22 protein-coding genes and 2 riboswitches are annotated in these 25,681 nt (G+C 67.5%); of the genes, 11 read left to right on the top strand and 11 right to left on the bottom strand.

What is annotated here, in order from left to right:
• Positions 1-54: 54 nt before the first annotated feature.
• Positions 55-816, bottom strand: coding sequence for an NYN domain-containing protein (locus tag ABE483_RS08935; RefSeq protein WP_102788585.1), 762 nt, complete (start codon positions 814-816; stop codon positions 55-57).
• Positions 817-978: 162 nt separating this feature from the next.
• Here ABE483_RS08935 and ABE483_RS08930 point away from each other — a divergent pair, with 162 nt between their 5' ends.
• The gene (locus tag ABE483_RS08930; RefSeq protein WP_313219489.1) at positions 979-2,271 is read left to right on the top strand and encodes an NAD(P)/FAD-dependent oxidoreductase; all 1,293 of its coding nucleotides are present in this window, start codon (positions 979-981) and stop codon (positions 2,269-2,271) included.
• Here ABE483_RS08930 and ABE483_RS08925 read toward each other — a convergent pair whose 3' ends face one another.
• Entirely contained in the window at positions 2,272-2,616 is a 345-nt protein-coding gene (locus tag ABE483_RS08925; protein WP_313209039.1) for a ribonuclease E inhibitor RraB, read from the bottom strand.
• A gap of 86 nt (positions 2,617-2,702) precedes the next feature.
• The gene (locus ABE483_RS08920) at positions 2,703-2,972 is read right to left on the bottom strand and encodes a GIY-YIG nuclease family protein (protein ID WP_313209038.1); all 270 of its coding nucleotides are present in this window, start codon (positions 2,970-2,972) and stop codon (positions 2,703-2,705) included.
• A 44-nt stretch (positions 2,973-3,016) separates the two neighbouring features.
• A riboswitch (glycine riboswitch) is annotated at positions 3,017-3,110 on the top strand.
• A gap of 8 nt (positions 3,111-3,118) precedes the next feature.
• Positions 3,119-3,210: riboswitch (glycine riboswitch) on the top strand.
• A gap of 93 nt (positions 3,211-3,303) precedes the next feature.
• On the opposite strand from ABE483_RS08920, the gene ABE483_RS08915 reads away from it, so the two are divergent.
• From ABE483_RS08915 to ABE483_RS08900, 4 genes are all read left to right on the top strand, one after another.
• Positions 3,304-3,921, top strand: coding sequence for a trimeric intracellular cation channel family protein (locus tag ABE483_RS08915; protein ID WP_313209037.1), 618 nt, complete (start codon positions 3,304-3,306; stop codon positions 3,919-3,921).
• Positions 3,922-4,398: 477 nt separating this feature from the next.
• Complete coding sequence (locus ABE483_RS08910; protein ID WP_346481543.1) at positions 4,399-5,559, top strand: MdtA/MuxA family multidrug efflux RND transporter periplasmic adaptor subunit; 1,161 nt, start codon at positions 4,399-4,401, stop codon at positions 5,557-5,559.
• Entirely contained in the window at positions 5,556-8,663 is a 3,108-nt protein-coding gene (locus ABE483_RS08905) for an MdtB/MuxB family multidrug efflux RND transporter permease subunit (protein ID WP_346481542.1), read from the top strand. The genes ABE483_RS08910 and ABE483_RS08905 overlap by 4 nt, the downstream gene beginning before the upstream one ends.
• Positions 8,660-11,725 carry an efflux RND transporter permease subunit gene (locus ABE483_RS08900; protein WP_346481541.1) on the top strand — a complete coding sequence of 1,022 codons (3,066 nt, stop codon included), beginning with the start codon at positions 8,660-8,662 and terminating at the stop codon, positions 11,723-11,725. The genes ABE483_RS08905 and ABE483_RS08900 overlap by 4 nt, the downstream gene beginning before the upstream one ends.
• Positions 11,726-11,854: 129 nt before the next feature.
• Here ABE483_RS08900 and aroG read toward each other — a convergent pair whose 3' ends face one another.
• The 4 genes from aroG to ABE483_RS08880 all read right to left on the bottom strand — a co-directional run bounded on the left by aroG (position 11,855) and on the right by ABE483_RS08880 (position 14,793).
• Entirely contained in the window at positions 11,855-12,928 is a 1,074-nt protein-coding gene (gene aroG / locus ABE483_RS08895) for a 3-deoxy-7-phosphoheptulonate synthase AroG (RefSeq protein ID WP_346481540.1), read from the bottom strand.
• Positions 12,929-13,199: 271 nt separating this feature from the next.
• On the bottom strand, positions 13,200-13,547 hold the full coding sequence (locus tag ABE483_RS08890) for a DUF6616 family protein (RefSeq protein WP_265308789.1): 348 nt from the start codon (positions 13,545-13,547) through the stop codon (positions 13,200-13,202).
• Between the two features lie 14 nt (positions 13,548-13,561).
• The gene (locus ABE483_RS08885; protein ID WP_346481539.1) at positions 13,562-14,302 is read right to left on the bottom strand and encodes a DNA alkylation repair protein; all 741 of its coding nucleotides are present in this window, start codon (positions 14,300-14,302) and stop codon (positions 13,562-13,564) included.
• On the bottom strand, positions 14,299-14,793 hold the full coding sequence (locus ABE483_RS08880; RefSeq protein WP_070472158.1) for a MarR family transcriptional regulator: 495 nt from the start codon (positions 14,791-14,793) through the stop codon (positions 14,299-14,301). Before ABE483_RS08880 ends, ABE483_RS08885 begins: the two co-directional genes overlap by 4 nt.
• Positions 14,794-14,923: 130 nt before the next feature.
• Between ABE483_RS08880 and ABE483_RS08875 the strand changes: the two genes are divergently transcribed.
• On the top strand, positions 14,924-15,208 hold the full coding sequence (locus tag ABE483_RS08875; RefSeq protein WP_319624295.1) for a hypothetical protein: 285 nt from the start codon (positions 14,924-14,926) through the stop codon (positions 15,206-15,208).
• 41 nt (positions 15,209-15,249) lie between these two features.
• Here the strand turns inward: ABE483_RS08875 and ABE483_RS08870 are convergent, their stop codons facing one another.
• Together ABE483_RS08870 and ABE483_RS08865 are read right to left on the bottom strand one after the other, a co-directional pair.
• Complete coding sequence (locus ABE483_RS08870) at positions 15,250-16,299, bottom strand: LLM class oxidoreductase (RefSeq protein WP_346481538.1); 1,050 nt, start codon at positions 16,297-16,299, stop codon at positions 15,250-15,252.
• A gap of 16 nt (positions 16,300-16,315) precedes the next feature.
• Entirely contained in the window at positions 16,316-16,951 is a 636-nt protein-coding gene (locus tag ABE483_RS08865) for a glutathione S-transferase family protein (RefSeq protein ID WP_313209029.1), read from the bottom strand.
• Between the two features lie 166 nt (positions 16,952-17,117).
• Here ABE483_RS08865 and ABE483_RS08860 point away from each other — a divergent pair, with 166 nt between their 5' ends.
• On the top strand, positions 17,118-18,017 hold the full coding sequence (locus ABE483_RS08860; RefSeq protein ID WP_346481537.1) for a LysR substrate-binding domain-containing protein: 900 nt from the start codon (positions 17,118-17,120) through the stop codon (positions 18,015-18,017).
• A gap of 132 nt (positions 18,018-18,149) precedes the next feature.
• Here the strand turns inward: ABE483_RS08860 and groL are convergent, their stop codons facing one another.
• Complete coding sequence (gene groL, locus ABE483_RS08855) at positions 18,150-19,799, bottom strand: chaperonin GroEL (protein WP_019183552.1); 1,650 nt, start codon at positions 19,797-19,799, stop codon at positions 18,150-18,152.
• A gap of 91 nt (positions 19,800-19,890) precedes the next feature.
• The gene (locus ABE483_RS08850) at positions 19,891-20,178 is read right to left on the bottom strand and encodes a co-chaperone GroES (RefSeq protein WP_019183551.1); all 288 of its coding nucleotides are present in this window, start codon (positions 20,176-20,178) and stop codon (positions 19,891-19,893) included.
• Positions 20,179-20,471: 293 nt separating this feature from the next.
• On the opposite strand from ABE483_RS08850, the gene ABE483_RS08845 reads away from it, so the two are divergent.
• The 4 genes from ABE483_RS08845 (at position 20,472) to ABE483_RS08830 (ending at position 25,587) form a co-directional block, all read left to right on the top strand.
• Entirely contained in the window at positions 20,472-22,256 is a 1,785-nt protein-coding gene (locus tag ABE483_RS08845) for an endonuclease (protein WP_346481536.1), read from the top strand.
• 72 nt (positions 22,257-22,328) lie between these two features.
• The gene (gene cutA, locus ABE483_RS08840; RefSeq protein ID WP_019183549.1) at positions 22,329-22,667 is read left to right on the top strand and encodes a divalent-cation tolerance protein CutA; all 339 of its coding nucleotides are present in this window, start codon (positions 22,329-22,331) and stop codon (positions 22,665-22,667) included.
• Complete coding sequence (locus ABE483_RS08835) at positions 22,667-25,030, top strand: protein-disulfide reductase DsbD domain-containing protein (RefSeq protein ID WP_346462951.1); 2,364 nt, start codon at positions 22,667-22,669, stop codon at positions 25,028-25,030. The genes cutA and ABE483_RS08835 overlap by 1 nt, the downstream gene beginning before the upstream one ends.
• Positions 25,027-25,587, top strand: a complete 561-nt coding sequence (locus tag ABE483_RS08830) for a TlpA disulfide reductase family protein (protein WP_346481535.1) — start codon at positions 25,027-25,029, stop codon at positions 25,585-25,587. The genes ABE483_RS08835 and ABE483_RS08830 overlap by 4 nt, the downstream gene beginning before the upstream one ends.
• The last annotated feature ends 94 nt before the right edge of the window (positions 25,588-25,681 follow it).

Below are 25,681 nucleotides of genomic sequence, written 5' to 3'. Positions count from 1 at the left end.
CGATGCGCGGCACGGGTCGCGCGGTGCGGATACGATACGCCCAACGGCGGGCTGTTACTTCGTCGCCTTCGCCGCACTCTTCTTCGGCAGCGCGCGCACATACGTCGATTTGCCGTCCTTCTTCATCTCGAACAGGCCGGTCGCGGCCAGCAGATCGCTGAGTTTGCCGTACCCGTAATTGCGCGAATCGAAGGAGGCCTGGTTGCCGATCTGGCTGCCGACCGGGCCCAGGTGTGACCAGCCATCCTCGGCTTCGGCCGAGGTCACCGCGCGGCGCAGCATCTGCACCAGGCGGGTGTCGTTGCGCAGCTCCGGGCCGCTCTTGCGCGGGCGGGTTTCCTCGTTGTCCTGCTCCACTTCCTGATCGGCCGCATGCGGCTGACCCAGGGCTTCGATGTAGGTGAACTTCGAGCAGGCGTTGACGAACGGCTCGGGCGTTTTCTTTTCGCCGAAGCCGTACACCTTCACCCCGTCGGTCAGCAGGCGCATCACCAGCGGGGTGAAATCCGCGTCGCTGGAGACGATCGCAAAACCGTCCAGATTGCGGGCGTACAGCATGTCCATCGCGTCGATCACCATGGCCATGTCCGAGGCGTTCTTGCCGCGGCTGTAGGCGAACTGCTGGATCGGGCGGATCGCGTATTCGTGCAGCACCGATTCCCACCCTTTCAAGCGCGGACTCTTCCAGTTGCCGTAGGCGCGGCGGACATTGGCCACGCCATAGCGGGCGACTTCGGCCAGCACCGCATCGATCTTGGACGAGGGCGCGTTGTCGGCGTCGATCAACAGGGCGATGCGCTTTTCCGGTTCGGACATCTCGGTCTCCTGGGCGGGATCGGATCGGCCATCGGGCAAGTGCGATGGCCCCTGAACCCAGTATCGGCCATCGACGTGAACATCGCGCTTCACGTGCGACCATGGTCCGCATCACGAGACGACCTGCGCCGCCCCCCGCCGGCGCCCGCCAAGGAGTGAAGCATGACCCGCGATCCCACGCCCCACCTGCTCATCATCGGTGGCGGTTTTGCCGGCCTCTGGGCCACCCGTGCCCTCGCCTCGGCGCACGTGCGCATCACCCTGGTGGACCGTCGCAACCACCATCTGTTCCAGCCGCTGCTCTACCAGGTGGCCACCGCCGGCCTGTCCGCGCCGGATATCGCCGCACCGCTGCGCCACATCCTCGGCGACCAGCGCAACGTTGAAGTGCGGCTGGGCGAAGTGACCGACATCGACAAGGCGGCGCGCACCGCGACCCTGGCCGATGGCACGCAGATCGCCTACGACACCCTGATGCTGTGCACCGGTGCCACCCATGCGTATTTCGGCCACGACGAATGGGCGGCTGATGCGCCGGGCCTGAAGACGCTGGACGATGCCATCGCGCTGCGCCGCAAGCTGCTGCTCGCCTTCGAGCGCGCCGAGGCCGAACCCGATCCCGCGCGCAAAGCGGCCTGGCTGAGTTTCGCCGTGGTCGGCGGTGGCCCCACCGGCGTGGAACTGGCCGGTACCCTGGCCGAGATCGCACGGCATACGCTGCGCAATGAGTTCCGCCATATCGATCCCGCCTCGGCCAAGGTCCGCCTGGTCGAGGCCGGCCCGCGCGTGCTGTCGACCTTCCCCGAGGTGCTCTCGCTCAAGGCACGGCGGCAGCTGGAAAAGCTGGGCGTGGAAGTGCTCACCGGCACCCCCGTCAGCGACATCAATGCCGAAGGCTTCCAGCTCGGCGAGCGCTTCGTCGAGGCCCGCACCGTGGTCTGGGCCGCCGGTGTCGCCGCCTCACCGCTGGCGCGCACGCTGGACGTGCCACTGGATCGCGCCGGCCGCGTGCCGGTGCAGCCCGATCTCACCCTGGACGGCCACCCGGAGATCTTCGTCGCTGGTGACCTGGCCGCACTGACCCAGGCTGACGGCAAGCCGGTGCCCGGCGTCGCGCCGGCGGCCAAGCAGATGGGCAAGCACGTGGCCACCACGATCCAGGCGCGCCTGGCCGGCAGGCCCGCACCCGGGCCGTTCAAGTATCAGGACTTTGGCAACCTGGCGACCATCGGCCGCATGGCCGCCATCGTCCACCTCGGCCGGCTGCAGCTCTCCGGGGTGCTGGCCTGGTGGTTCTGGCTGGCCGCGCACGTGTTCTTCCTGATCGGCTTCCGCAACCGCGTGGTGGTGCTGTTGAACTGGGCGGTGGCGTACTGGAGCTACCAGCGCAGCGCCCGGATCATCTTCGGTGATGCGCAGGACGATCGCCGACCGAAACGACCGCCCACGCCCTGATCAGCCCTGCGACAGACATCCCCAGCCATCGACCTGGCCGCTGTAGGAGACCGCCTCGCTGGCGAGCAGACCTTCGAAGCCCGAGATGTTCTGGTGGGTCGGCAGCATCAGCGGATGCACCACCACCTGCCACGGGTAGTCGTCGTTGCCCTCGTACGCGGCGAAGGACACCTTCTGGTCGTTCTTGAGCAGGTGCACGGCGAAGGCGATCGCCACGTCCTGGGTCGGGAAGATCAGCGCGAAATCCACCTCGCGCGGAATCGACAGGTCGTCGCCATCCTGCAGCATGTTCCAGAGCACATCGCCATTCTCGTCTTCCGGGTACAACGACAGATCGCGGGACATGGCACTCCAGGGCTTGGGCAAGCGGATCAACGAACGAGGGTCGATGGTATGCCGCCAACGAAGGCCCGAACAACCCGCACGCGGGGCTACGTGGGATCGGGCAGCGCCAGCCACGCCAGCTTGCGCTCGCGCGGTTGCCGCTTGAGCTGCCACTCGGCCTTCGACGCCGTCGCGCGGTCCGGGTAGGCGCGCATCGCCAGCACCTTCACCGGGGGGTTGGCCCGGGTGTACTTCGCCCCTTTGCCGGCGAGATGGGCCTGGAAGCGCGCGTCCACGTCGTTGCTGATGCCGGCGTAATAGCTGCCGTTGCGGCATTCAAGCAGGTACAGGTACCAGAGGGCGGGTTCAGCGGGCATACCGGGATTATCCCCCGGCACGGGCCCGGCGGCTGCTAGAATCCGCCCCGGATGCAGGAGAGAGGCGCCGCGCTGGCGCCCGCCGAAGGCGCAGGCTCCCATAATCGCTCAGGCCGGTGGCTGCACAGCCACCAACCATGCATCCGACACGCCGATCTGGAGAGAGGTCTTCAATGACCCGCCGAAGGGGCACGTGGCCTTGGCCACCGAACTCTCAGGCAAAAGGACAGCGGGAGCGGCAACGGAATCCCACCCCACGACAGTGCAGCGGTGCTGGCGTGATGCGTGTGCGTTTCCGTCCCCGCCTGACGTGCTTCCCGGAGCCACCCCCATGCTGCTCTCCCTGATCTACCTCATCGCCATCTCGGCCGAAGCCATGACCGGCGCGCTGTCGGCCGGCCGCCGCCGCATGGACCTGTTCGGCGTGGTCATCATCGCCTGCGTCACCGCGCTCGGTGGCGGCTCGCTGCGCGACATCGTGCTCGGCCATTACCCACTGGGCTGGGTGAAGCACCCGGAGTACCTGGGCTTCACCATCTGCGCGGCGCTGATCGCGACCTGGGTGGCGCGCTGGATGCACCACTTCCGGCGCACCTTCCTGGTCCTCGATGGCCTGGGCCTGATCGCGTTCACCCTGATCGGCTGCGCAGTCGCGCGCGAAGGCGGGCACACCGTGCCGATCATCCTGATCGCCGGCATGCTGACCGGTGCGTTCGGCGGCGTGCTGCGCGATGTGCTGTGCAACGAGGTGCCGCTGATCTTCCAGAAAGAACTGTATGCCGTGATCACCCTGCTCACCGGCGCGGCCTACCTGACCCTGCTGGAACTCGGTGTATCGCTCAACGCGGCCACGCTGTGGTGCCTGGGCGGTGGCTTCCTGTTCCGCCTGCTGGCCATCCACTTCAACTGGGAAATGCCGAAGTTCGTATACCGCGACGAGGTGCATTGAACGGAACGTTCAATGCACCGGTAGCACCCGACCGCTGGTCGGGTGGCCTGACACACGTTCAATGCACCGGTAGCACCCGACCGTTGGTCGGGTGGCCTGGCACACGTTCAATGCACCGGTAGCACCCGACCGTTGGTCGGGTGGCCTGACACACGTTCAATGCACCGGTAGCACCCGACCGTTGGTCGGGTGGCGGCGTGTACCGACGGCATGCATGCGCCTTCCCGTGACCACCTTGGTCGGATGACGCAATGCACCCATCCACCCGGGCCCTGCCCCGCCCCATGACCAAGGGCATGTGAGTGCAGGCATCCACACGCGGTACCATGACGCCCCCGCCCCTCCCGGGTCGGTATCCAGCCACGCTGCGGCATTCGACCAGCGGCCCCGCCAGACAACCCCACTTCGCCCCGCCTGCCCCCACGGGCCGGTAAACCATGGACGCGTTCGCCGTGTGGCGTGCGCGCAGGATGCCCCATGTCTGCCCCGCTCCCCTCGCGTTCCCGTCGTCTGTTCAAACCGCTGTTGGTCGTGGCCGTACTGGCCGCCGCCGTGATCGCCTGGCGGGTGTTGTCGCCCGCGCCGACCGCCGAGGCCGTGCCTGCGAGCACCGCCACCCCGGTGCGTGTGGCCACCGCGACGCGAGAAGATCTGGTGGTGCGCCTGAAAGCGCTCGGCACGGTGACCCCGTTGCATACGGTGAGCATCCGCAGCCGCGTGGATGGCGAACTGCTGCGGTTGGCATTCTCCGAGGGTCAGCACGTCACCGCCGGCGAGCTGCTGGCCGAGATCGATCCGCGCCCGTTCCAGGTGCAGCTGTCGCGTGCGCTGGGCACCCAGCAGCAGAACCTGGCCGAGCTGGACAATGCCGAAAGCCAGCTCAAGCGCTTCGCCGAACTGCAGACCAAGCACTTCGTCTCCGCGCAGGACCTGAGTGATCAGCAGAGCAAGGTCCGCCAGCTGCAGGGCCGCCGCCAGACCGATCAGGCGGCGGTGGATGAAGCACGCCTGCAGCTGCAGTACACCCGCATCACCGCACCGGTGGCCGGGCGCATGGGCCTGCGCAACGTCGATGTCGGCAACCTGGTGCGCAGTGGCGATACCGAGCCGCTGGCCACGATCACCCAGACCACCCCGATCAGCGTGCTGTTCACCGTGCCCGAGCCGGACCTGCCGGCGGTGGTGGCTGCGGCACGCGCCAATCCGCAGTTGACCGTGGAAGCCTGGGACCGCGAGGAGCGCACCGCGCTCGGCGACGGCGTGCTCTCCAGCCTGGACAACCGCATCGATACCGCCACCGGCACGCTCAAATTGCGCGCGCAGTTCGCCAACGCCGATGAGTCGTTGTTCCCCAACCAGTTCGTCAACGTGCGCCTGCAGGTCAGCAGCAGCGATGCGGTGGTGATTCCCAACGCGGCCGTGCAGTTCGGCAGCAAGGGCAGCTACGTCTACGTGATCGCGGCCGATGACACCTCGTCGCTGCGCACCGTGGTGCTCGGCCCGGCCGATGGCGAGCGCGTCTCGGTGCGCGAAGGCCTCAAGCCTGGCGAGCGCGTGGTGGTGGAAGGCATCGACGGCCTGCGCGAAGGCGCCAAGGTCGAGGTGGTGGAGCAGGACCCGCCGCGGACCGGCGCATGAACCTCTCGCGCCCCTTCATCGAGCGCCCGGTCGCGACCACGCTGCTGATGGTGGCGCTGCTGCTGTCCGGCGTGATGGCCTACCGCCTGCTGCCGGTCGCGGCACTGCCGCAGGTCGATTACCCGATCATCCAGATCACCACGCTGTATCCCGGCGCCAGCCCGGATGTCACTACCAGCGCGGTCACCGCGCCGCTGGAACGGCAGCTGGGGCAGATCCCGGGGTTGAAGCAGATGTCCTCGACCAGCTCCGGCGGCGCGTCGGTGATCACCCTGCAGTTCTCGCTGGAGGTCGCGCTCGGCGTGGCCGAGCAGGAAGTGCAGGCCGCGATCAACGCCGCCGACAGCTTCCTGCCCGATGACCTGCCGGTGCCGCCGGTGTACCGCAAGGTCAACCCGGCCGATACCCCGATCCTGACCTTGGCGGTGACCTCGCAGGGGCTGTCGCTGCCGCAGGTGCACGACCTGGTCGATACGCGCATGGCGCAGCGGATCTCGCAGCTGCCCGGCGTCGGCCTGGTCAGCCTGGCCGGCGGGCAGCGCCCGGCAGTCCGCATCCAGGTCAATCCCTCCGCGCTGGCCGCCAACGGCCTGAGCATGGCCAGCATCCGCACCGCGATCGGCACGGCCAACGTCAACCTGCCCAAGGGCAGCTTCGACGGCCCGACCCGCGCGATCATGCTCGATGCCAACGACCAGATGCGCTCGGTGGCCGAGTACCGCGCCCTGATCCTGGCCTGGAAGGACGGCGCACCGCTGCGCCTGGGCGATGTCGCCACCATCGAAGATGGCGCCGAGAACCGCCAGCTGGCCGCGTGGTCGGGCACCACCCCGGCGGTGCTGATCAACATCCAGCGCCAGCCCGGCGCGAACGTCATCGCCGTGGTCGACCAGGTGCGTGCGCTGCTGCCGCAGCTGCAATCCTCGCTGCCGGCCGGTGTGGATGTGGACATCCTCAGCGATCGCACCGAATCGATCCGCGCCTCGATCCGCGGCGTGCAGCACGAGCTGCTGATCGCGATCGCACTGGTGGTGATGGTCACCTTCCTGTTCCTGCGCAACATCCCGGCCACGATCATTCCCAGCATCGCGGTCCCGCTGTCGCTGGTCGGCACGTTCGGGGTGATGCTGCTGGCCGGCTTCTCGCTCAACAATCTCACCCTGATGGCGCTGACCATCGCCACCGGCTTCGTGGTGGACGATGCGATCGTGATGCTGGAGAACATCGCCCGTCATCTGGAGCGCGGTGCCACGCCGATGCAGGCAGCGCTGAAGGGCGCCCGGCAGATCGGCTTCACCCTGATCTCGCTGACCCTGTCGCTGATCGCGGTGCTGATCCCGCTGCTGTTCATGGCCGACGTGGTCGGCAAGCTGTTCCACGAGTTCGCGATCACCCTGGCGGTGGCGATCGGCATCTCGCTGCTGGTCTCGCTGACGCTGACGCCGATGATGTGCGCGCGCCTGCTCAAGGCCGGTCATGCCACCCGCCGCGATGCGGATGGGCAGGAATCGGCGCAGCAGGGTGACCCGTTCGATCGCGTCGTGGCGGTTTACGATCGCCAGCTGCACTGGGTGCTGCAGCGCCAGCCGCTGATGCTGGCCGCCACCGTCGCCACCCTCGTACTGACGGCACTGCTGTACGTGTGGGTGCCCAAAGGCTTCTTCCCGGTGCAGGATGCCGGGCTGATCCAGGGCATCAGCGAGGCGCCACAGTCGATCTCCTTCCAGGCGATGGCGCAGCGCCAGCAGGCGTTGTCGGCGGCGTTGCTGGAGGATGAGGACGTGGCCAGCCTGTCCTCGTTCATCGGCGTGGACGGCAACAACGCCACGCTCAACAGCGGGCGCCTGCTGATCGAATTGAAACCGCACGCACAGCGCGCTGCCGATGCGCAGGCGATCATCGCGCGGCTGCAGCAGCGCGTGGCGCATGTCCCGGGCATCAGGCTGTACCTGCAGCCGGTGCAGGAGCTGGGCATCGAAGACCGGATCAGCCGGACCCAGTACCAGTTCACCCTGACCAGCCCGGATATCGCGCAGCTGGAGACGTGGACGCCGCGCCTGCTCGAGCATCTGCAGCAGGCACCGGCACTGGCCGACGTCGCCAGCGATCTGCAGAACCAAGGGCTGCAGGCACACGTGGTGATCGACCGGGTCGCCGCCGCGCGCCTGGGGATCAGCGTGGAGACCATCGCCGATGCGCTGTACGACGCGTTCGGGCAGCGCCAGATCTCGACCATCTTCACCCAGGCCAACCAGTACCGCGTGGTGCTGGAAGCGCGCCCGGACGTGGCCTTCGGCCCGGATGCGATCGCACGCCTGCACGTCACCGGTCCGGACGGACGGCAGGTGCCGCTGGGCGGCATCGCACGGATCGAACAGCGCCCCGCGCAGCTGCTGATCAACCATGTCGGCCAGTTCCCGGCGGTGACGTTCTCGTTCAACCTCGCCCCGGAGGCATCGCTGGGCGAAGCCGTGGAGGCCATCGAAGGCGCGCGCGCCGCGATCGGCCTGCCGGCCAGCGTCGAACTGCGCCTGCAGGGGGCGGCCGATGCGTTCCGCGCCTCGCTGTCGAGCACGTTGTGGCTGGTGCTGGCGGCGGTGGTGGTGATGTACCTGGTGCTGGGCGTGCTCTATGAGAGCTTCATCCATCCGATCACCATCCTCTCCACCCTGCCCTCGGCCACCGTGGGTGCGTTACTGGCGTTGCTGGTCAGCGGGCGCAGCCTGGACCTGATCGCGGTGATCGGCATCGTGCTGCTGATCGGGCTGGTCAAGAAGAACGCGATCATGATGATCGACTTCGCGCTGGAGGCCGAGCGCGAGCACGGCATGGCGCCGCGTCAGGCGATCCATCAGGCCGCATTGCTGCGCTTCCGCCCGATCCTGATGACCACGCTGGCCGCGCTGTTCGGCGCGATCCCGCTGATGTTCGCCAGTGGCTCGGGCGCGGAGCTGCGCCAGCCGCTGGGCCTGGTGATGGTCGGTGGGCTGATCGTCAGCCAGGTGCTGACCCTGTTCACCACGCCGGTGATCTACCTGTTCTTCGACCGCTTCCGCCAGCGCCCGGCGCCGGTGACCGACGGGGCTGACGAGGCGCTGGCGTGAGTCCGCTGTCGCGGGCGATCGGCTGGTTCGTGCAGCATCCCGTCGCCACCGTGCTGCTGGCGGTGGCGGTGGTGCTGGCCGGCCTGCTCGGGCTGCGCCTGCTGCCGGTCGCGCCATTGCCGCAGGTTGATTACCCGGCGATCAACGTCAGTGCCAGCCTGCCGGGCGCGAGTCCGGAATCGATGGCGGCCAACGTCGCCACGCCGCTGGAGCGTGCCCTGGGCACCATCCCGGGATTGACCGGGATCGACTCGGCCAGCACCCAGGGCTCGACCCAGGTCGAGCTCAAATTCGCGCTCGGCCGCAACGTGGACGATGCCGCGCGCGACGTGCAGGCGGCGATCAATGCCGCGCGCGCGCAGCTGCCCAGCGGCATGCCGGGCATGCCCCAGTACCGCAAGGTGAATCCCTCGCAGGCGCCGATCATGGCGCTGGCGCTGAGCTCGGACAGCCTCGCGCCGGGCCAGATCTACGACGTGGCCTCCACCGTGATCGCACAGAAGCTGGCGCAGATTCCCGGCGTCGGCGAGGTGCAGGTGGGCGGCAGCTCACTGCCCGCGGTGCGCGTCTCGCTCGATCCCAATGCCCTGAACCATCACCGCATCGCGCTGGACGACATCGCTGCGGCGATCCGCAACGCCAACGCGCTCAAGCCACTGGGCACGGTGGCCAGCCAGGCCCAGCAGTGGCAGCTGGAGGCCACGCTGCAGCTGCGCACCGCCGCTGAGTACCGCCGCCTGATCGTGGCGATGCGCGACGGCCGCCCGGTGTACCTGGAGGATGTGGCCGGGATCAGCGAAGGCGTGGAGGATCGCTATGCCAGCGGCTTCCACAACGAGCGCCCGGCGGTGCTGCTGATCGTCAGCCGCCAGCCGGACGCGAACATCATCGAGACCGTCGATGCCATCCAGGCGCAGATGGACACGCTGCAGGCACTGCTGCCGGCCGCCATCGACATGCAGGTGGTGATGGACCGCTCGCCGGTGATCCGCGCCACCCTGCGCGAGGCCGAGCTGACGCTGCTGCTGGCGATCGCGCTGGTGGTGCTGGTGGTGTTGGCCTTCCTCGGCCACTGGCGCGCGGCGCTGGTGCCGACCGTGGCGATTCCGGTCTCGCTGCTGGGCGCGCTGGCGATCATCGCCCTGCTCGGGTTCTCGCTCAACACGCTTTCGCTGATGGCGCTGATCGTGGCAGCGGTGCTGGTGGTCGACGATGCGATCGTGGTGCTGGAGAACATCGCCCGCCACCGCGAAGAAGGCGCTTCGCCGATGACCGCCGCGCTGCGGGGCGCGGGGGAAGTCGGTGCCACGCTGCTGTCGATGAACATCGCGCTGGCCGTGGTGTTCATCTCGATCCTGTTCCTGGATGACTTCGTCGAGAAGCTGTTCCGCGAGTTCTCGCTGACCCTGGTGGCGGCGATGGGCGTCTCGCTGCTGGTCTCGCTCAGCCTGACCCCGATGCTGTGCGCACGCCTGCTCGGGCAGCCGCGACCCGGCCCGGGCAATGGGCTGCAGCGCGCCGGTACCGCGCTGTTCGAACGCCTGCGCGGCGCCTATGTGGGCAGCCTGCAGACCATGCTGCGCTGGCTGGCGGTGCCGTTGCTGCTGTTCGCCGGCGTGATCGCGCTGAACGTGTGGCTGTTCCAGCAGGTGCCCAAGGGCATCGTGCCCAAGCAGGACACCGCCCAGCTGCGTGGCTTCGCGCGTGGCGACGACGGCCTCTCGTTCCAGGTCATGCAGCCCAAGATCGAGGCGTACCGCAAACTGCTGCTGGCCGACCCGGCGATCAGCGACATCATCGGGTACATCGGCGGGCGCAGCGGGGTCAACAACGCCTTCATCATGATCAAGATGACGCCGCTGGCCGAGCGCAAGGTCTCCAGCCAGCAGGTGATCGACCGCCTGCGCAGCAACATGCCGAAGATTCCCGGCGGCGGCATGTTCCTGTGGGTGGACCAGGACATCAAGCTGGAAGGCAGCGGCGACAGTGGCCAGTATGAGTTCCAGCTGCTCTCCGGCGAGCTGGAACCCCTGCGGCAATGGGCCCCCAAGGTGGCCGACGCACTGCGCGCCCTGCCCGAACTGGTGGACGTGGAATCCAAGGGCGATGAAGGCATGCGCCAGGTGGTGCTGGACATCGACCGCGACGCCGCCGCACGCCTGGGCGTGGACATGCGCATGATCGCCTCCGTGCTCAACAACGCCTTCAGCCAGCGCCAGGTCGCCACGCTGTACGACACCCTCAACCAGTACCGCGTGGTGATGGAACTGGACCCGCGCTATACCCAGGATCCCTCCACGCTGGAGCAGATCCACGTGATCGGCAAGGACGGCCAGCGCCTGCCACTGTCCTCGATTGCCAGCTGGTCCTACGGCATGGCGCCGGACCGCATTTACCACAGCCAGCAGTTTGCCTCGGTCTGGATCGAGTTCGCCCTCGCACCCGGCGTCACCCTGGACCAGGCGGTGAAAGCCGTGGACCGCGCGATGGCCGGCATCATGCTGCCCACCCATGTGCAGGCCAGGCTGAGTGGCGAGGCCGGTGGCTTCGAGAAACTGCGTGAGCGCCAGCTGTGGCTGATCCTCGGCGCGATGCTGGCGGTGTATCTGGTGCTGGGCGTGTTGTACGAAAGCTTCGTGCAGCCGCTGGCGATCCTCTCCACGCTGCCCTCGGCGGGCGTGGGCGCACTGCTGGCGCTGATGGCGTTCGGCAACGAGTTGAACCTGATCTCGCTGCTCGGCCTGTTCCTGCTGGTGGGCGTGGTGATGAAGAACACCATCCTGATCATCGATTTCGCGCTGTCGGCCGAACGCGAGCGCGGGCTGTCGCCGTACGACGCGATCTGCGAGGCGGCACGGCTGCGGTTCCGTCCGATCCTGATGACCAGCGTGGCCGCGTTGCTGGGCACGTTGCCGCTGATGCTGGCCACCGGCGAAGGCTGGGAGATGCGCCAGCCGCTGGGGATCGCGATTGTCGGCGGCCTGCTGGTCAGCCAGTGGCTGACCCTGTACACCACGCCGGCGATCTATCTGGCGTTGGCGAAGCTGCGGCGGGTGGCGTGATCAGCGGACGCGCGACACCCCAGGGGTAGAGCCACGCCATGCGTGGCTGCTCCTGCATGATCTGCATGAAGCTCCGCGGCGCTGTGCGCAGCCACCCATGGGGTGGCTCTACCCCGGATCAACGCACGCTTATGCCGCCTTGCTGATCCGCACCGCCCGCCGCGCCCGCACCGCTTCGGCGAGGCTTTCCAGCACCGCCAGCGAGCTGTCCCAGCCGATGCAGCCATCGGTGATGCTCTGGCCGTAGGTCAGCGGCTGGCCGTCGACCAGGTCCTGGCGACCGGCCACGAGGTGGCTTTCCACCATCACCCCGACGATGCGCTCTTCGCCATTGGCCAGCTGGGCGTTGATGTCGGCGATGACCTTGGGCTGGTTTTCCGGGTTCTTGCTGCTGTTGGCGTGGCTCGCATCAATCATGATGCGCGCGGCCAGGTGCGACTTGGCCAGGGTCTGGCTGGTCGCTTCCACGTGGTCGGCATCGTAGTTCGGCGTCTTGCCGCCACGCAGGATCACGTGGCAATCCGGGTTGCCGGCGGTGGCGACGATGGCGGTGCCGCCTTCCTTGGTCACCGACAGGAAGTGATGCGGGTTGGAGGCCGCACCGATCGCATCGGCGGCGATCTTGATGTTGCCGTCGGTACCGTTCTTGAACCCGACCGGGCACGACAGCCCCGAGGCCAGTTCGCGATGCACCTGGCTTTCGGTGGTGCGCGCGCCAATGGCGCCCCAGGCCACCAGGTCGGCGATGTACTGCGGCGAGATCACATCGAGGAACTCGACGCCGGCCGGCAGGCCGAGCTTGTTGATGTCGCGCAGCAGACCACGCGCCACGCGCAGGCCCTTGTTGATGTTGAAGCTGCCATCCAGGTCCGGATCGTTGATCAGGCCCTTCCAGCCCACCGTGGTGCGCGGCTTTTCGAAGTACACGCGCATGACGATTTCCAGCTCGTTGGCGTAAGCGTCACGCAGCGGCTTGAGGCGCTGGGCGTATTCGATGGCGGCCACCGGGTCGTGGATCGAGCACGGGCCGATCACCACCGCCAGGCGGTCGTCGCGGCCGTGCAGGATCTCGTGCAGGGCCGCGCGCGAGGCGCTGACCGTATCGGAGGCTTCATCGTCGCAGGGCAGCATCGCCAGCAGCTGCGCCGGCGGGGTCAACGGTTCAATCTTGCGGATGCGCAGGTCGTCGGTATGGGGGGGCATGGGGTAACTCCTTGGCAGTGGGGGTCCCCAGCGCGGCGGCAACAAAAAAGCCGCCAGGTGCGCTGGCGGCTTTCGGGAATGCGTCTGAAGGTTTCTTCAGGGTGAGCGCATGCCTTCCTCCGCCGGTGGCTTCGGAAAGTAATACCAAAAGTAGGAATTGGCGGGGCGTGCGTTCATTGGGGAGTATTGATAACACAGGGGTTTGGAGGTGCCAACTGTTTCATTCGCAACTGCGAAGAGCATTCAGCCGCCACGCACCCGCCGTATACGATCAGCCCCGCGGCAGCGCCGCCAGCTCAGCCAGATGCTGCTGCAGGTTCCCCGCTGCACCTACCGCGTGCGTGGTGGTGAAGTACTCATGCCAGCCGGTGGCGCCGATCGCGGCCAGCAAGGCATCGGCATCCAGCCGTTCGGCGCACTGCCACACCGCATAGAACTGCTCGGCCGTGGTGTGCGGCACGTCCTGCTCGATACGGCCCATCGCGACCGGTGTGACGCGTGCGGGGTCCACGTTTTGCATACCCGCTCCGATGCGGGCGAAGAGCGCCCCGCGCGATACCGGGTCCAGCGCGGTCCAGGCAGGGGTGGCGGTATACAGCTCGATCAACATGTGCGACATGGCATTCCTTGAGGTCAGAGCGAGCGCAGTGCGCGCTTGCGGATATAGGTGTTGGCCGGATCATCGGCATGCCGCTGCTGCCATTCGCTGCAGAGCGCGCGGACCCAATCGGGCTGGCTTTTGCCGGCGTCGTTGAGCCAGTTGCCGACCGAATCCTGCACATAGCGCGAGGCATCGCAGCACAGCGCCTGCAGCAGCGGCAGGGCGTGCTGTGGTTCCTGCTTGAACAGCGCGATGTGGGCTGCCCAAACACCCCGCGGTCGCAGCGCTTCGCAGGCGAAGCGGCGCACGTTGGGCGAGGCGTCGGTGGTCCAGCCGTGCACGTGCGTGAGCACCCGCAGCGGTTCGGACACGATATGCGGACGCACGGCCAGCCACGCCCACTCGCGCACGCCGAAGTGTGCGTCATCGGCCAGCGCGCGCAGCGCATCCAGCTTGTGCTCCAGTGACAACCCCGGGTCGCTACCAATCAGATAGCAGGCCCAGCCACGTACCGTGTCACTGGCATGGCGCGACCACCGCGCGTGATCGCCGTGTCCGTGCACGCGTAGCAGCGTGGCGGCGCCCTGCATGCGCAGGGTGATGCCGCGCTTGGCAGCGTTGCGCATCGGGGTGATCGCCGACGCGGGCAAATCAGGGGCGACATTGGCCATCAGCTTGGCGAAATCGACGGCCAGCACTTCGGTCAGATGCGTGGCTTCGGCTTCACCGCGATCCAGCTGTCCGCGTCGCTCGCGGGTGACGGGCGGTTTCATGCGGCACGTCCTGCGTCAGTGCGCGACCACACGCGTTGCAACAGCGTGCTAAGCGTGCGCCGTTCCCTGGGGCTGATGTCGGCGAACAGCGAGGCGATCCAGTCGGTCTGCTGGTCGAACAGTTGCGCAGCGAGTGCCTGACCCGCCGGGGTCAGCCGTACATGGATGCGGCGTTTGTCATCCGGATCACTGTGGCGGCTCACCAGGTGTTCGCGCTCCAGGCCATCCAGCAGGCCGGTAACGGTGGCACGGGTGACGCCGGCGCGCTCGGCCAATTGGTGGGGCGACAAGGCCGTATCCGCACCGCGCAGCAGGAACAGGAGCACGAAACGCCCTTCGCTCAGGCCCAGCGGTGCCAGACGACTCGCGCAGTCCTGGTCGATCGCGCTGGCCAGCGACAGCACCTGGAAACACAGCGCCAATTCCCCCGTATCCGGCTGGCCACGACGCGCCAGTTCGGTCAGGAAAGCCTGGTGTTTGATCTCCAGCATGCAGGCGGATCCGGAATAGTACGGCGGCTAATTATACCGCTCCTGCGACTTGTCTGACACCCCGCCGCGCTTTACCTCGCCCCGGTGACAGGCGAAGATCCGGGCCAGGATCAACCACAAGGATGCGTAGATGACCCCTTCCCAAGCTGACGCGATCGCCCAGGCCATCCTGCGGCCGGACGACAAGCGCGAGGCCGTCCAGCAACGTCAGCGCGCGCAGGCGCAGCACCTGGCGCGGCAACGCGTTGCCGCCGCCGTCAGCCTGGTCGGCATGGCGCTCGGCGCGGCGGCAGCGATATGGCTGCCCATGGCGTACGCGCAGGGAATGTTGGTGGGCGGCGCACTGTCCTTCCTGCTTGCGCATCTCGGCCTCGCTTGGCGCGAGCGTCGGCGCGCGGTGCGTTCTGCGGCCTGACACATGCCGCGCCGCCCCGCATGGCGGAGCGGAGGGCATGCCTACCAGCGCGTGCCGGCCGGCAGCGCCCCGTCATGCGAAGGAAACAACGGCAGTACGTACTCGGCCAGTTCCTGCAGCACCTCGCCCGCCGGGCGCTCCGAGAACTGGATGCCCAGCGCAGCATGGTTCACGCCGGCACGCTGCCACTCGCCCAGCAGATCGATCAATCCGTTGCGGCCGGTTCTCAGCGTGTAGCCGCCATTGAGCGGCGTGCGGGGATGGTTCGGGTCCTCGACCAGATCCAGCCATTCGTTGGTGACATGCGGGCGGAAGCCACCGTCGGGGATGAGACGGCGCCATGCCTGGATCTTGTCGGCCAGGTGCCGCGGTCCGCCCGCGTGATGGGTTGCCTCGGGATAGGTCAGCCAGCCATCGGCATGCTGCCCGACCCAGTCCAGTGTCTGGCGCGAGGTGCCGGTCACCAGCAGGGGAATCGCCCCGGCCACCGGCTTGGGCAACAGCTCTACGCCCTGCAGCGCGCCCAGTGGCGAGTCGATATGCAAGGGACCGTGCTGCATCAGCTGCCTGACGTACAGCACCGAATCGGCGAAGCGGTGGCCGCGGTCGGCATGCTCCAGACCGTACGCGGGGAACTCGACCGGGCGATCGCCGGAGGCGATGCCCAGCACCAGGCGCCCACCGGACAGCTGGTCGATGGTGGTGGCCGACTTGGCCAGATCGATCGGGTGGCGCAGCGAGAAGATCGCACTGCCCGTGGCCAGCGCCAGCCGCTTCGTGCGTGCCGCCAGGAAGGCCAGATAGGTAAACGGATCGAACACCTGCCCGGCATCGCCGAACAGCGGATCGAACAGCGGCACATCGCGCACCCAGGCCGCAGCGAAGCCGTCACGGTCGAGCTGGCTCACCAGATCCGCCTGCCCGCCCAGCACCTGCATGTCGCCTTGATAGAAGCGCAGGGGCAGGAACACACCCAGCGTCAGCGCCCCCTCGCGGAACATGCGCTGGTAACCGGCATGGCGGGCGAACGTCGGTGCGGATGCGCCGGTCAGTGGCGCCTGCATCGGGGTGATATCAGTCAACAGGGTCATCGTGGTCGTTCCTGTATCAGGGGCCGGTGGCCGGTTCGGGGAGCTGCACGCCGCGCTGCACCGCAGGCCGCTGTGACATGCGCAGGTGCCATGCACTCAAGTGCAGGTAAGTGCTGAAATCGAAGCCGATGAGCCGGGCGATATGGGTCCAGCCATAGCCGGCAATATCGGCGATGGAGTACGCCTCGCCTGCCAGCCATGAGCGGCCTGTGAGGCGCTGGTCCAGGGTGGCGAAGAACTCGGCGCTCAGGCGCCGGTAGCGTTCGATGGCGGGTGCGTAGGGCGCGTCGGCGAACATCTCGAAGTGCACGCGCTGCCCCAGGATCGGCCCGACGCTGGCCGAGTGGAACATCAACCAGGTGATGGCCTCCCAGCGCGCGCGTGGCGCGTCGGGCAACAGCCGTCCGCTCTGCTCGGCCAGATACAGCAGGATGGCGGCGGATTCGAACACGGTGATACCCGTCGCCTCGTCGACCAGCACCGGAATGCGGCCGTGCGGATGCCGTTGCAGGAAATCGGGATGGCGGTGCTCACCTTCGTCGATGCGCACGTGATGCAGTACGTAAGGGAGGCCGAGTTCTTCCAGCGCGATGGTGATCTTGAAGCCGTTGGGCGAGCTGTCGGTGTACAGGTGCAGCGAAACGGGGGACACAGCGGTCTCCTTGGCAGGCGGAACAGTGGGCGGGGGTCGCGCAGCAGGGCTGGATCAATGCAGCTGGACTAAACGACATCGATTCAACATGATCACGATGCTACGCAGGCCAACGCGCTCTGTAGAACGATTCTTCCTGCACTGCCAAGAGAGAAAATCTAAGGTCATGAGCGCCGTCCTTCCCCTGCTCGCACTGCGCGCCTTCGTCGAAACCGGTCGTCATGGCAGCCTCAAGGCCGCTGCTGCGGTCATGGGGGTCACGCCGGGGGCGATCAGCCAGCAGCTCAAACTGCTGCAGGCACGCACCGGCGTTGTGCTGTTCACCCGCACCCCTCACGGGGTCGCACTGACCCCGGCCGGCACACAGGTGCACCCTGCCCTGCTGCGCGCGTTCGATCAGATCCAGGACAGCATGGCCACGCTGGACGCCATCCACGCGCGGCAGACCCTCACCCTCAGCACCGTGCCCAGCTTCGCCGCCTCTTGGCTGGTGCCACGGCTGGGCCGGTTCACCGAACGCCACCCGGCGATCGAAGTGCGTGTGGAGGCCTCATCGGCGCTGGCGAATCTGCGTCGCGATCGCATCGACATCGCCATCCGCCACGGTCTCGGCGAGTATCCCGGCCTGGTCTCACGCCCGCTGGCGGCGCCGGTGCTGTTGCCGGTGGCCTGCCCGGCACTGCTCGCCGACGGTCCACCCATCCACTCGGCGGTGGACTGCCTGCAGTACCCGCTGCTGCAGGATTCAGACCGCAGTGACTGGTCGCTGTGGTTCCGCGCGCTCGGCCTGCCATCCGATCCGCGCATCGAACGTGGCCCGGCGTTCGATGATGACGTGTTGCTGATCCGCGCCGCAGAAGCGGGCCAGGGCATCGCGCTGGTGCGTGACCTGTATGTGGAATCCGAAGTCGCCAGCGGGCGGCTGGCCGTCGTACTGGATCAGCCGTGGCCGACGCGGTTTGCGTACTACGCCGTCACCCTGCCCGGCGCCGAGGAGAACCCGGCCATCGCGGCATTCCTGCGCTGGCTGCAGGAAGAAGTGGAGGCGCCGACCAGCTCGCTGTGAGCCCGTAGTGCGCGCACAAAAAAACCCCGCCTTTCGGCGGGGTTTTTCGTCGTACGTTGGCGCATGGCGGGTACCGACCAACGGTCGGTACCTACCGGACCGATGCGTGCCGGCCGGGGGCCGGCGGCGGCATCAGAAGTCCATACCGCCCATGCCGCCCATGCCACCCATGCCGCCGCCAGCTGCGCCAGCGCCGTCATCCTTCTTCGGGGCTTCGGCAACCATCGCTTCGGTGGTGATCATCAGGCCAGCGATCGAGGCTGCGTTCTGCAGCGCCGAACGGGTCACCTTGGTCGGGTCCAGGATGCCGAATTCCAGCATGTCGCCGAATTCGCCGGTGGCGGCGTTGTAGCCGAAGCTGCCGGTGCCTTCCTTGACCTTGTTGACGATCACGGACGGCTCTTCGCCAGCATTGGCCACGATTTCGCGCAGCGGGGCTTCCATCGCGCGCAGGGCGATCTGGATGCCGTGGTTCTGGTCTTCGTTGGCACCCTTCAGGCCGCTCAGCGCGGTGACCGCACGGACCAGGGCAACGCCGCCGCCCGGGACCACGCCTTCTTCAACGGCTGCACGGGTCGCGTGCAGGGCGTCGTCGACGCGATCCTTCTTTTCCTTCATTTCGATTTCGGTCGAGGCACCGACCTTGATCACGGCAACGCCGCCGGCCAGCTTGGCCACGCGTTCCTGCAGCTTTTCACGGTCGTAATCGGACGAGGTGTCTTCGATCTGGGTCTTGATCTGGGTGACACGCGCTTCGATGTTGGCCTTCTCGCCGGCGCCATCGATGATCGTGGTGTTTTCCTTGGAGACCTGCACCTTCTTGGCGCGGCCCAGGTCCTTGATCGTCGCCTTTTCCAGCGACAGACCGATTTCCTCGGAGATCACGGTGCCGCCGGTCAGCACGGCCATGTCTTCCAGCATCGCCTTGCGACGATCGCCGAAGCCCGGTGCCTTGACGGCCACGACCTTGACGATGCCACGGATGGTGTTGACCACCAGGGTCGCCAGCGCTTCGCCTTCGATGTCTTCGGCGATGATCAGCAGCGGCTTGCCGGCCTTGGCGACGCCTTCCAGCACGGGCAGCAGGTCGCGCACGTTGGAGATCTTCTTGTCGTGCAGCAGCACGTACGGATCATCCAGGTCAGCGGTCTGCGACTGCTGGTTGTTGATGAAGTACGGGGACAGGTAGCCACGGTCGAACTGCATGCCTTCGACGACGTCCAGCTCGTTGTCCAGGCCCGAGCCTTCTTCAACGGTGATGACGCCTTCCTTGGTCACGCGGCGCATCGCTTCGGCGATGATGTTGCCGATCGACTCGTCCGAGTTGGCCGAGATCGTGCCGACCTGGGCAATGGCCTTGTCGTCAGCGGTCGGCTTGGAGATGTTCTTCAGCTCGGCGACGGCGGCGATCACGGCCTTGTCGATACCGCGCTTGAGGTCCATCGGGTTCATGCCGGCAGCAACGGCCTTGGCGCCTTCGCGGATCAGGGCCTGGGCCAGCACGGTGGCAGTGGTGGTGCCGTCGCCGGCGTCATCGTTGGTGCGCGACGCGACTTCCTTCACCATCTGCGCGCCCATGTTCTCGAACTTGTCAGCCAGTTCGATTTCCTTGGCGACAGAGACGCCGTCCTTGGTGATGGTCGGCGCGCCGAAGCTCTTTTCGAGCACGACGTTGCGGCCCTTCGGGCCCAGGGTAGCCTTGACGGCATTGGCGAGAACGTTGACGCCGCGAACCATGCGGGCGCGGGCGTCTTCACCGAAACGAATATCTTTGGCAGCCATTGCGATTACCTTTTTATGTAGAGCCGGGCCATGCCCGGCTGCTTGAACGGGAGGAAGTGCGGAAGCGCCGGCACGGGGCCGGCCGCATCACTCAGCCGACGATGGCGAGGATGTCGTCTTCGCGCAGGACCTTGAACTCGACGCCTTCGGACTTGTAGCTGCTGCCGGCGTACTGGCCGTAGATGACCTTGTCACCGACCTTCAGCGACGGCGCGCGCACGCTGCCGTTGTCCAGGGGCTTGCCCGGGCCGACGGCCACGACTTCACCCTTGGTCGACTTTTCCTTGGCGGAATCCGGAATCACGATGCCGCCGGACGAGATTTCGTCGGCTTCGATCGGCTTGACTACGACGCGGTCATGAAGCGGCTTGATGCTCATGTGAGACCCTTTTAAGTTGTTGATTGGTCTAGGAAAGTCTGGCGATGTTAGCACTCGCACAGGGCGACTGCCAGCCACGCTCACGAAAAAACCCGACGGTGCGGGACAGAGCAGAGATGGTGCTGGCCCCACCCCTTTCAAGGGCAGGCGGCCGGTTTTTTTTGCCGATCCGGGCCCGCGCGTGAATGTTTGACGCAGTTCTCAATGCGAAAGGTCGAATCCGACAGACCAATCGATGTGTCATCTGGATTGCGTAGATTCGAGCGGCACTGACCAATCACAAGGAGCCGTAGATGAGGTTGCTGACGCCGCTGTCCCTGGCCTGCCTGCTGGTGCTGGCCACCAGCCCGGCCCGGGCCGATGTATTCATCAATGAACTGCATTACGACGACAGCACCCCGGCCGGAGACGTCGGCGAGGCGATCGAAGTGGTCGCCACCGCCGGTGAAGACCTGTCCGGCTACCGGCTCTATCTCTACAACGGCAGCAACCCTTCGGCCGCCGCGGTCTACGCCAGCAACGCGGTCCCGGCCGGCACCGCCAGCTGCGGCAGCGCCCGGCTGGCCACGGTCAGCTACCCGACCAACGGGATCCAGAACGGTCCCAACGACGGCATCGCCCTGGTCGATCCCAGTGGCAAGGTGGTCCAGTTCCTCAGCTACGAGGGCACCATCACCGCCGCCGGGGGTCCTGCGGCGGGCCTGACCAGCCAGAACCTCCCGATCAGCGAGACCAACAGCACCGCCCCGGGCACCTCCCTGCAGCTGACCGGCACCGGCAGCCAGTACGCGCATTTCACCTGGGCCGAATCGGCCCCACAGAGCTTCGGCGCCTGCAACCACGGCCAGACCTTCAGCGGCGGCGGCCCGACCGGCCCGAATACCGCGCCCTCGGTCACCGCCACCACCCCCGAGCAGGGCGCCAGCACCTTCCCGGCCGCCGCCGACCTGAGCGTCACCTTCAGTGAGCCGGTCACCCTCGCCAGCGGCGCCTTCGCGCTGAGCTGCGGCCAGTCCGGCACGGTCATCCTGAGCCACCCGACCACCGGTACCCGCTTCACCCTGGCCACCAACACCGCGCTGGTGGCCGGTGAAGCCTGCCGCTTCGACATCCGCGCCACCCGCGTCAAGGATGCCCAAGGCGCCCGCCCGGCCGCCGATACCCGCATCGCCTTTACCGTGGCCACCGCCACCACGCCCGATCCGGGCAACCCCGGCACGCCCGGGGAGTACTACGCCCGGGTCAACACCTCCACCCCCAGCCAGTTGCGCTGCTCGCTGCACGAGACCATCAAGGGCCACACCGCTTACCCGTACAGCGGCTCGGGCACCAGCACCTGGACCATCCTGGAAATCGCCGACGAAGATCCCAACAACAGCGGCAAGATCCTCGATGCCTACCGCAACCGCAGCTACACCAAGGTCAGCGGGCGCGCAGGCACCGGGAGCGGGCTGACCTACAACCGCGAGCACACCTGGCCCAACTCGCTGGGCTTTGCCAGCACCACCGGCGACAAGGGCCTGCCGTACGCGCCGTATACCGACACCCACATGCTGTACCTGACCGATGCGCAGTGGAATGCGGACCGCGGCAACAAGCCGTTTGCCAAATGCGACAGCAACTGCGGTGAACGCGCGACCGAGGCCAACAATGGTTTCGGCGGCGGCAGCGGCGGCTACCCGGGCACCTCCAACTGGGTGCGCACGCCGGATGGCAATGGCGGCTCGTTCGAAGTGTGGGGCCACCGCAAGGGCGATATGGCGCGTGCGGTGATGTACATGGCGATCCGTTATGAAGGCGGTAAAGATGCCAAAACCGGGCAGTCCGAGCCGGACCTGGAGTTGACCGACGACCGCAGCAGGATCGTCAAAACGTCGGCCTCGCCGGCTTACATGGGCCTGCTCTCGACCCTGATCGACTGGCACCTGTCCGACCCGCCGGACGCGGCAGAACGCGCTCGCAACGAGGTGATCTTCAGTTTCCAGGGCAACCGCAATCCGTTCATCGACCACCCGGAGTGGGCCACCCCGACGCTGTTCACCTCGGCCAAGCCGACCACCTGCCAGCTGGCCAACTGAGCCCGGCCGACCGGCGCCCCCTCGCGGCGCCGGTCGGACCATTGACCTCTGGCGGTCCTATACTCGGCGGTCATGTCGATTGCCGATCCCGTCTTCCTGCTGTTCACCACCTGCCCCGACGTGGCCTGCGCCACGCGGCTGGCACACGCGCTGGTGGACGAACGCCTGGCAGCCTGCGTGACGCGCCTGGACGGGGCGCATTCGACCTACCGCTGGCAGGGCGAGGTCACCGAGGACCACGAGGTCCAGTTGCTGATCAAGACCACCGGCAGCCGCCTGGACGCCGCGATCGCGCGCGTGCAGGCCCTGCATCCGTATGAACTCCCCGAGTGCATCGCGGTCGAAACCCGCGCCGGCCTACCGGCGTACCTGGATTGGATTCGGGCGCAGACCCGTGAGGAAAGTGATTGATGACGCTGTTTCGTCGTGTTGCCGCGCTGTGCGCGTTGCTCGTGGTCTCCCTGCCGGTCTGGGCGGTCAGCGAAAAGGACCTGCTCCCGGTCGATGAAGCCTTCGGGCTGACTGCGCAGGCGCGTGACCGCGATCGCGTGGAGATCAGCTGGAAGATCGCCCCGGGCTATTACCTGTATCGCCACCGCACCACGGTCAAGGCCGATGCCGGTTTCGACGCCGAGGCGTTGCAGCTGCCAGCCGGCAAGAAGCATCACGACGATTTCTTCGGCGAGGTGGAGACCTACCGCGAACGCCTGACCGGCGTGCTGCCGGGCAAGGCTGCCGACGGCACCGACACCGTGACGCTGGAAGTGCGTTACCAGGGCTGCGCCGATGCCGGCGTGTGCTACCCGCCGCAGAAGCGCACGCTGCAGGTGAAGCTGCCGGCCGGTGGCAGCGGCGCTGGCACCGCCCCGACCGCCGCCAGCGCTGCCGCGTCCCCGTTCAACACCCCGTTGGCCGGCAACACCGGCAGTGGCCTGCGCCTGCCCGGCACCAGCAACACCCAGGCGCTGCCGCTGCCGTCCGAGCGCGCCTTCGGCTTCGATGCGATCGTCGGCGATGGCAACACCGTGCTGCTGCGTTTCACCCCGGCACCCGGTTACTACCTGTATCGCGACCGCACTTCGCTGGCACTGGAAGGCGCGCCGGGCATCCGCGCGGACAAGCCGACGTGGCCGGCCGCCAAGTCGCATCGTGATGAGCATTTCGGCGATGTGGCGGTGTATTTCGACCAGATCGACGTGCCGCTGCCACTGCGCCGCAGCACGGCCAATGCCACCGATGCCACGCTGGTGATCACCTTCCAGGGCTGCCAGACCGATGGCATCTGCTACCCGCCGATGACGCGCCGGGTGAAGTTGGCGCTGCCGGCCGGCACGATCAATGCCAAGGCCGATGAGGTCGCGCAGAAGACCGAGGTCATCGCGCCCCTGCCCAATCGCGATAAACGGGCACAGGCCCGCGGTGATGCCGGCACCGGCAGCCAGCCGATGCTGATCCGCCCGAACGAACCCGCGCTGGCCGTGCCGGGCGACACCGCCGCCACCCCGGATGCCAGCGCCGACAACGCGCAGCGCACCCCGCCGCCGGTCGCCCCGGCCGCCGCGCCGGGCAACCTGCTGGTGCTGCTGCTGTTCGCCGTGGCCGGTGGCCTGATCCTCAATCTGATGCCCTGCGTGCTGCCGATCCTGTCGCTGAAGGTGCTGGGCGTGGCGCAGAGCGGCGAGAGCCGTCAGCGCGCGCGCAGCCATGCGCTCTGGTACACCGCCGGCGTGCTGGTCGCCTTCGCCGCCATCGGTGCACTGGTGATCGCGCTGCGTGCGGCGGGCCAGGCCGCGGGCTGGGGCTTCCAGCTGCAGCACCCGTGGTTCATCGCCGCGTTGGTGTATCTGATGTTCGCCGTTGGCCTGAGCCTGTCGGGTGTGTTCACCCTGGGCGGCAGCATGGGCGGTGTCGGCCAGTCGCTGGCCTCGCGCAGCGGCCCGGTCGGCGATTTCTTCACCGGCGTGCTCGCCTGCGTAGTGGCCAGCCCGTGCGTGGCCCCGTTCATGGGCCCGGCCCTGGCCTACGCCTTCGCTGCCCCCGGCCTGCAGGCGATGCTGGTATTCCTGGCGCTCGGCCTGGGCCTGGCCCTGCCGTTCCTGCTGATCGGTTTCGTGCCCTCGCTGGCCCGCCGCCTGCCGCGCCCCGGCGCGTGGATGGAAACGCTCAAGCTGGTGCTGGCCTTCCCGATGTACGGCACCGCGATCTGGCTGCTGTGGGTACTGGGCAAGCAGCGCGGCGTGGACGCGATGGCGCTGGTGCTGGGTGGCCTGGTGATCCTGTCGCTGGCGCTGTGGTGGTTCGAGCGCAGCCGCTGGCGCAGTCAGCGTGTGGGCGGCCTGTTGGCCCTGCTGTTGGTCCTTGGCGCGCTGTACCCGATCTGGGGCGTGACCCGCATGGCGCCGCCGGCCAAGGCCGCGCAGGCGGCCAGCGACAACGTGGTGGAGTACTCGCCGCAGATGCTGGACCGGCTGCGCCAGGACAACCGCGTCGTGTTCGTCAACATGACGGCCGACTGGTGCGTGACCTGCAAGGCCAACGAGCGCGCCGTGCTGGGCACCAACGCGTTCCAGGACACCCTGCGCCGGACCAACGCGGTGTACATGCGCGGCGACTACACCAATGTCGACCCGCAGATCACCGCGTTCCTGGATGAGCACAAGGCCGTCGGTGTGCCGCTGTATGTGGTCTATGGCCCGGGCGCACCGCCGACCGTGCTGCCGACGGTACTGACCCAGGCGCTGGTGGAAGAAGCGCTGCTGCGGACCGCGCGATGAGCCTGCGGCCACCACGCCGGACGGTCGTGGTGGTCGTGATCGCGGCCGTGCTCGGGATCGGCGCCGGCGTCTGGTTCGCCGGGCATGACGAGCGCCCGGCCAAGGCCCCGCCACCGCCCCGGCCGGTGGTGGTCGCCGCCCAACCGGGTGATCCGATGCCGGCGATCACCCTGCCGGACCTCCAAGGGCAACCGCAGGACCTGGCCAGCTTCCACGGGCGTCCGCTGCTGATCAACGTCTGGGCCAGCTGGTGCGGCCCGTGCGTGGAGGAAATGCCCGCGCTGACCGCCTTTGCCGATGCCCAGGGCGCGACCGGCGTGCAGGTGCTCGGGCTGGCGCTGGATACGCCCGAGGGCGTGCGCGATTTCCTGACCCGCATCCCGGTCGCCTACCCGATCGTGCTCGATACCCCCGGCCCAGCCGACGCCAGCGTGCGGCTGGGCAATGCACAGGGCCTGCTGCCGTATTCAGTGCTGGTGGATGCGCAGGGGCGCATCGTGAAACAGAAGCTGGGGCCGTTTGCGGCCGGTGAGATCGAGGCCTGGGCACGGCACTGACGCACGGGGGATCGGTAACGGTTTGATCGGGATGCCGCGCTGGCCCGCCTTGGTCTATTGACCGCCCCTGCCCTGCACCCAACAATGACGAGAT

This window comes from Stenotrophomonas sp. TWI602, from assembly GCF_039674045.1.
Taxonomy (GTDB): domain Bacteria; phylum Pseudomonadota; class Gammaproteobacteria; order Xanthomonadales; family Xanthomonadaceae; genus Stenotrophomonas.
The sequence above is the reverse complement of the archived record's forward strand: the minus strand, read 5'-3'. Positions and strand labels throughout refer to the sequence as shown.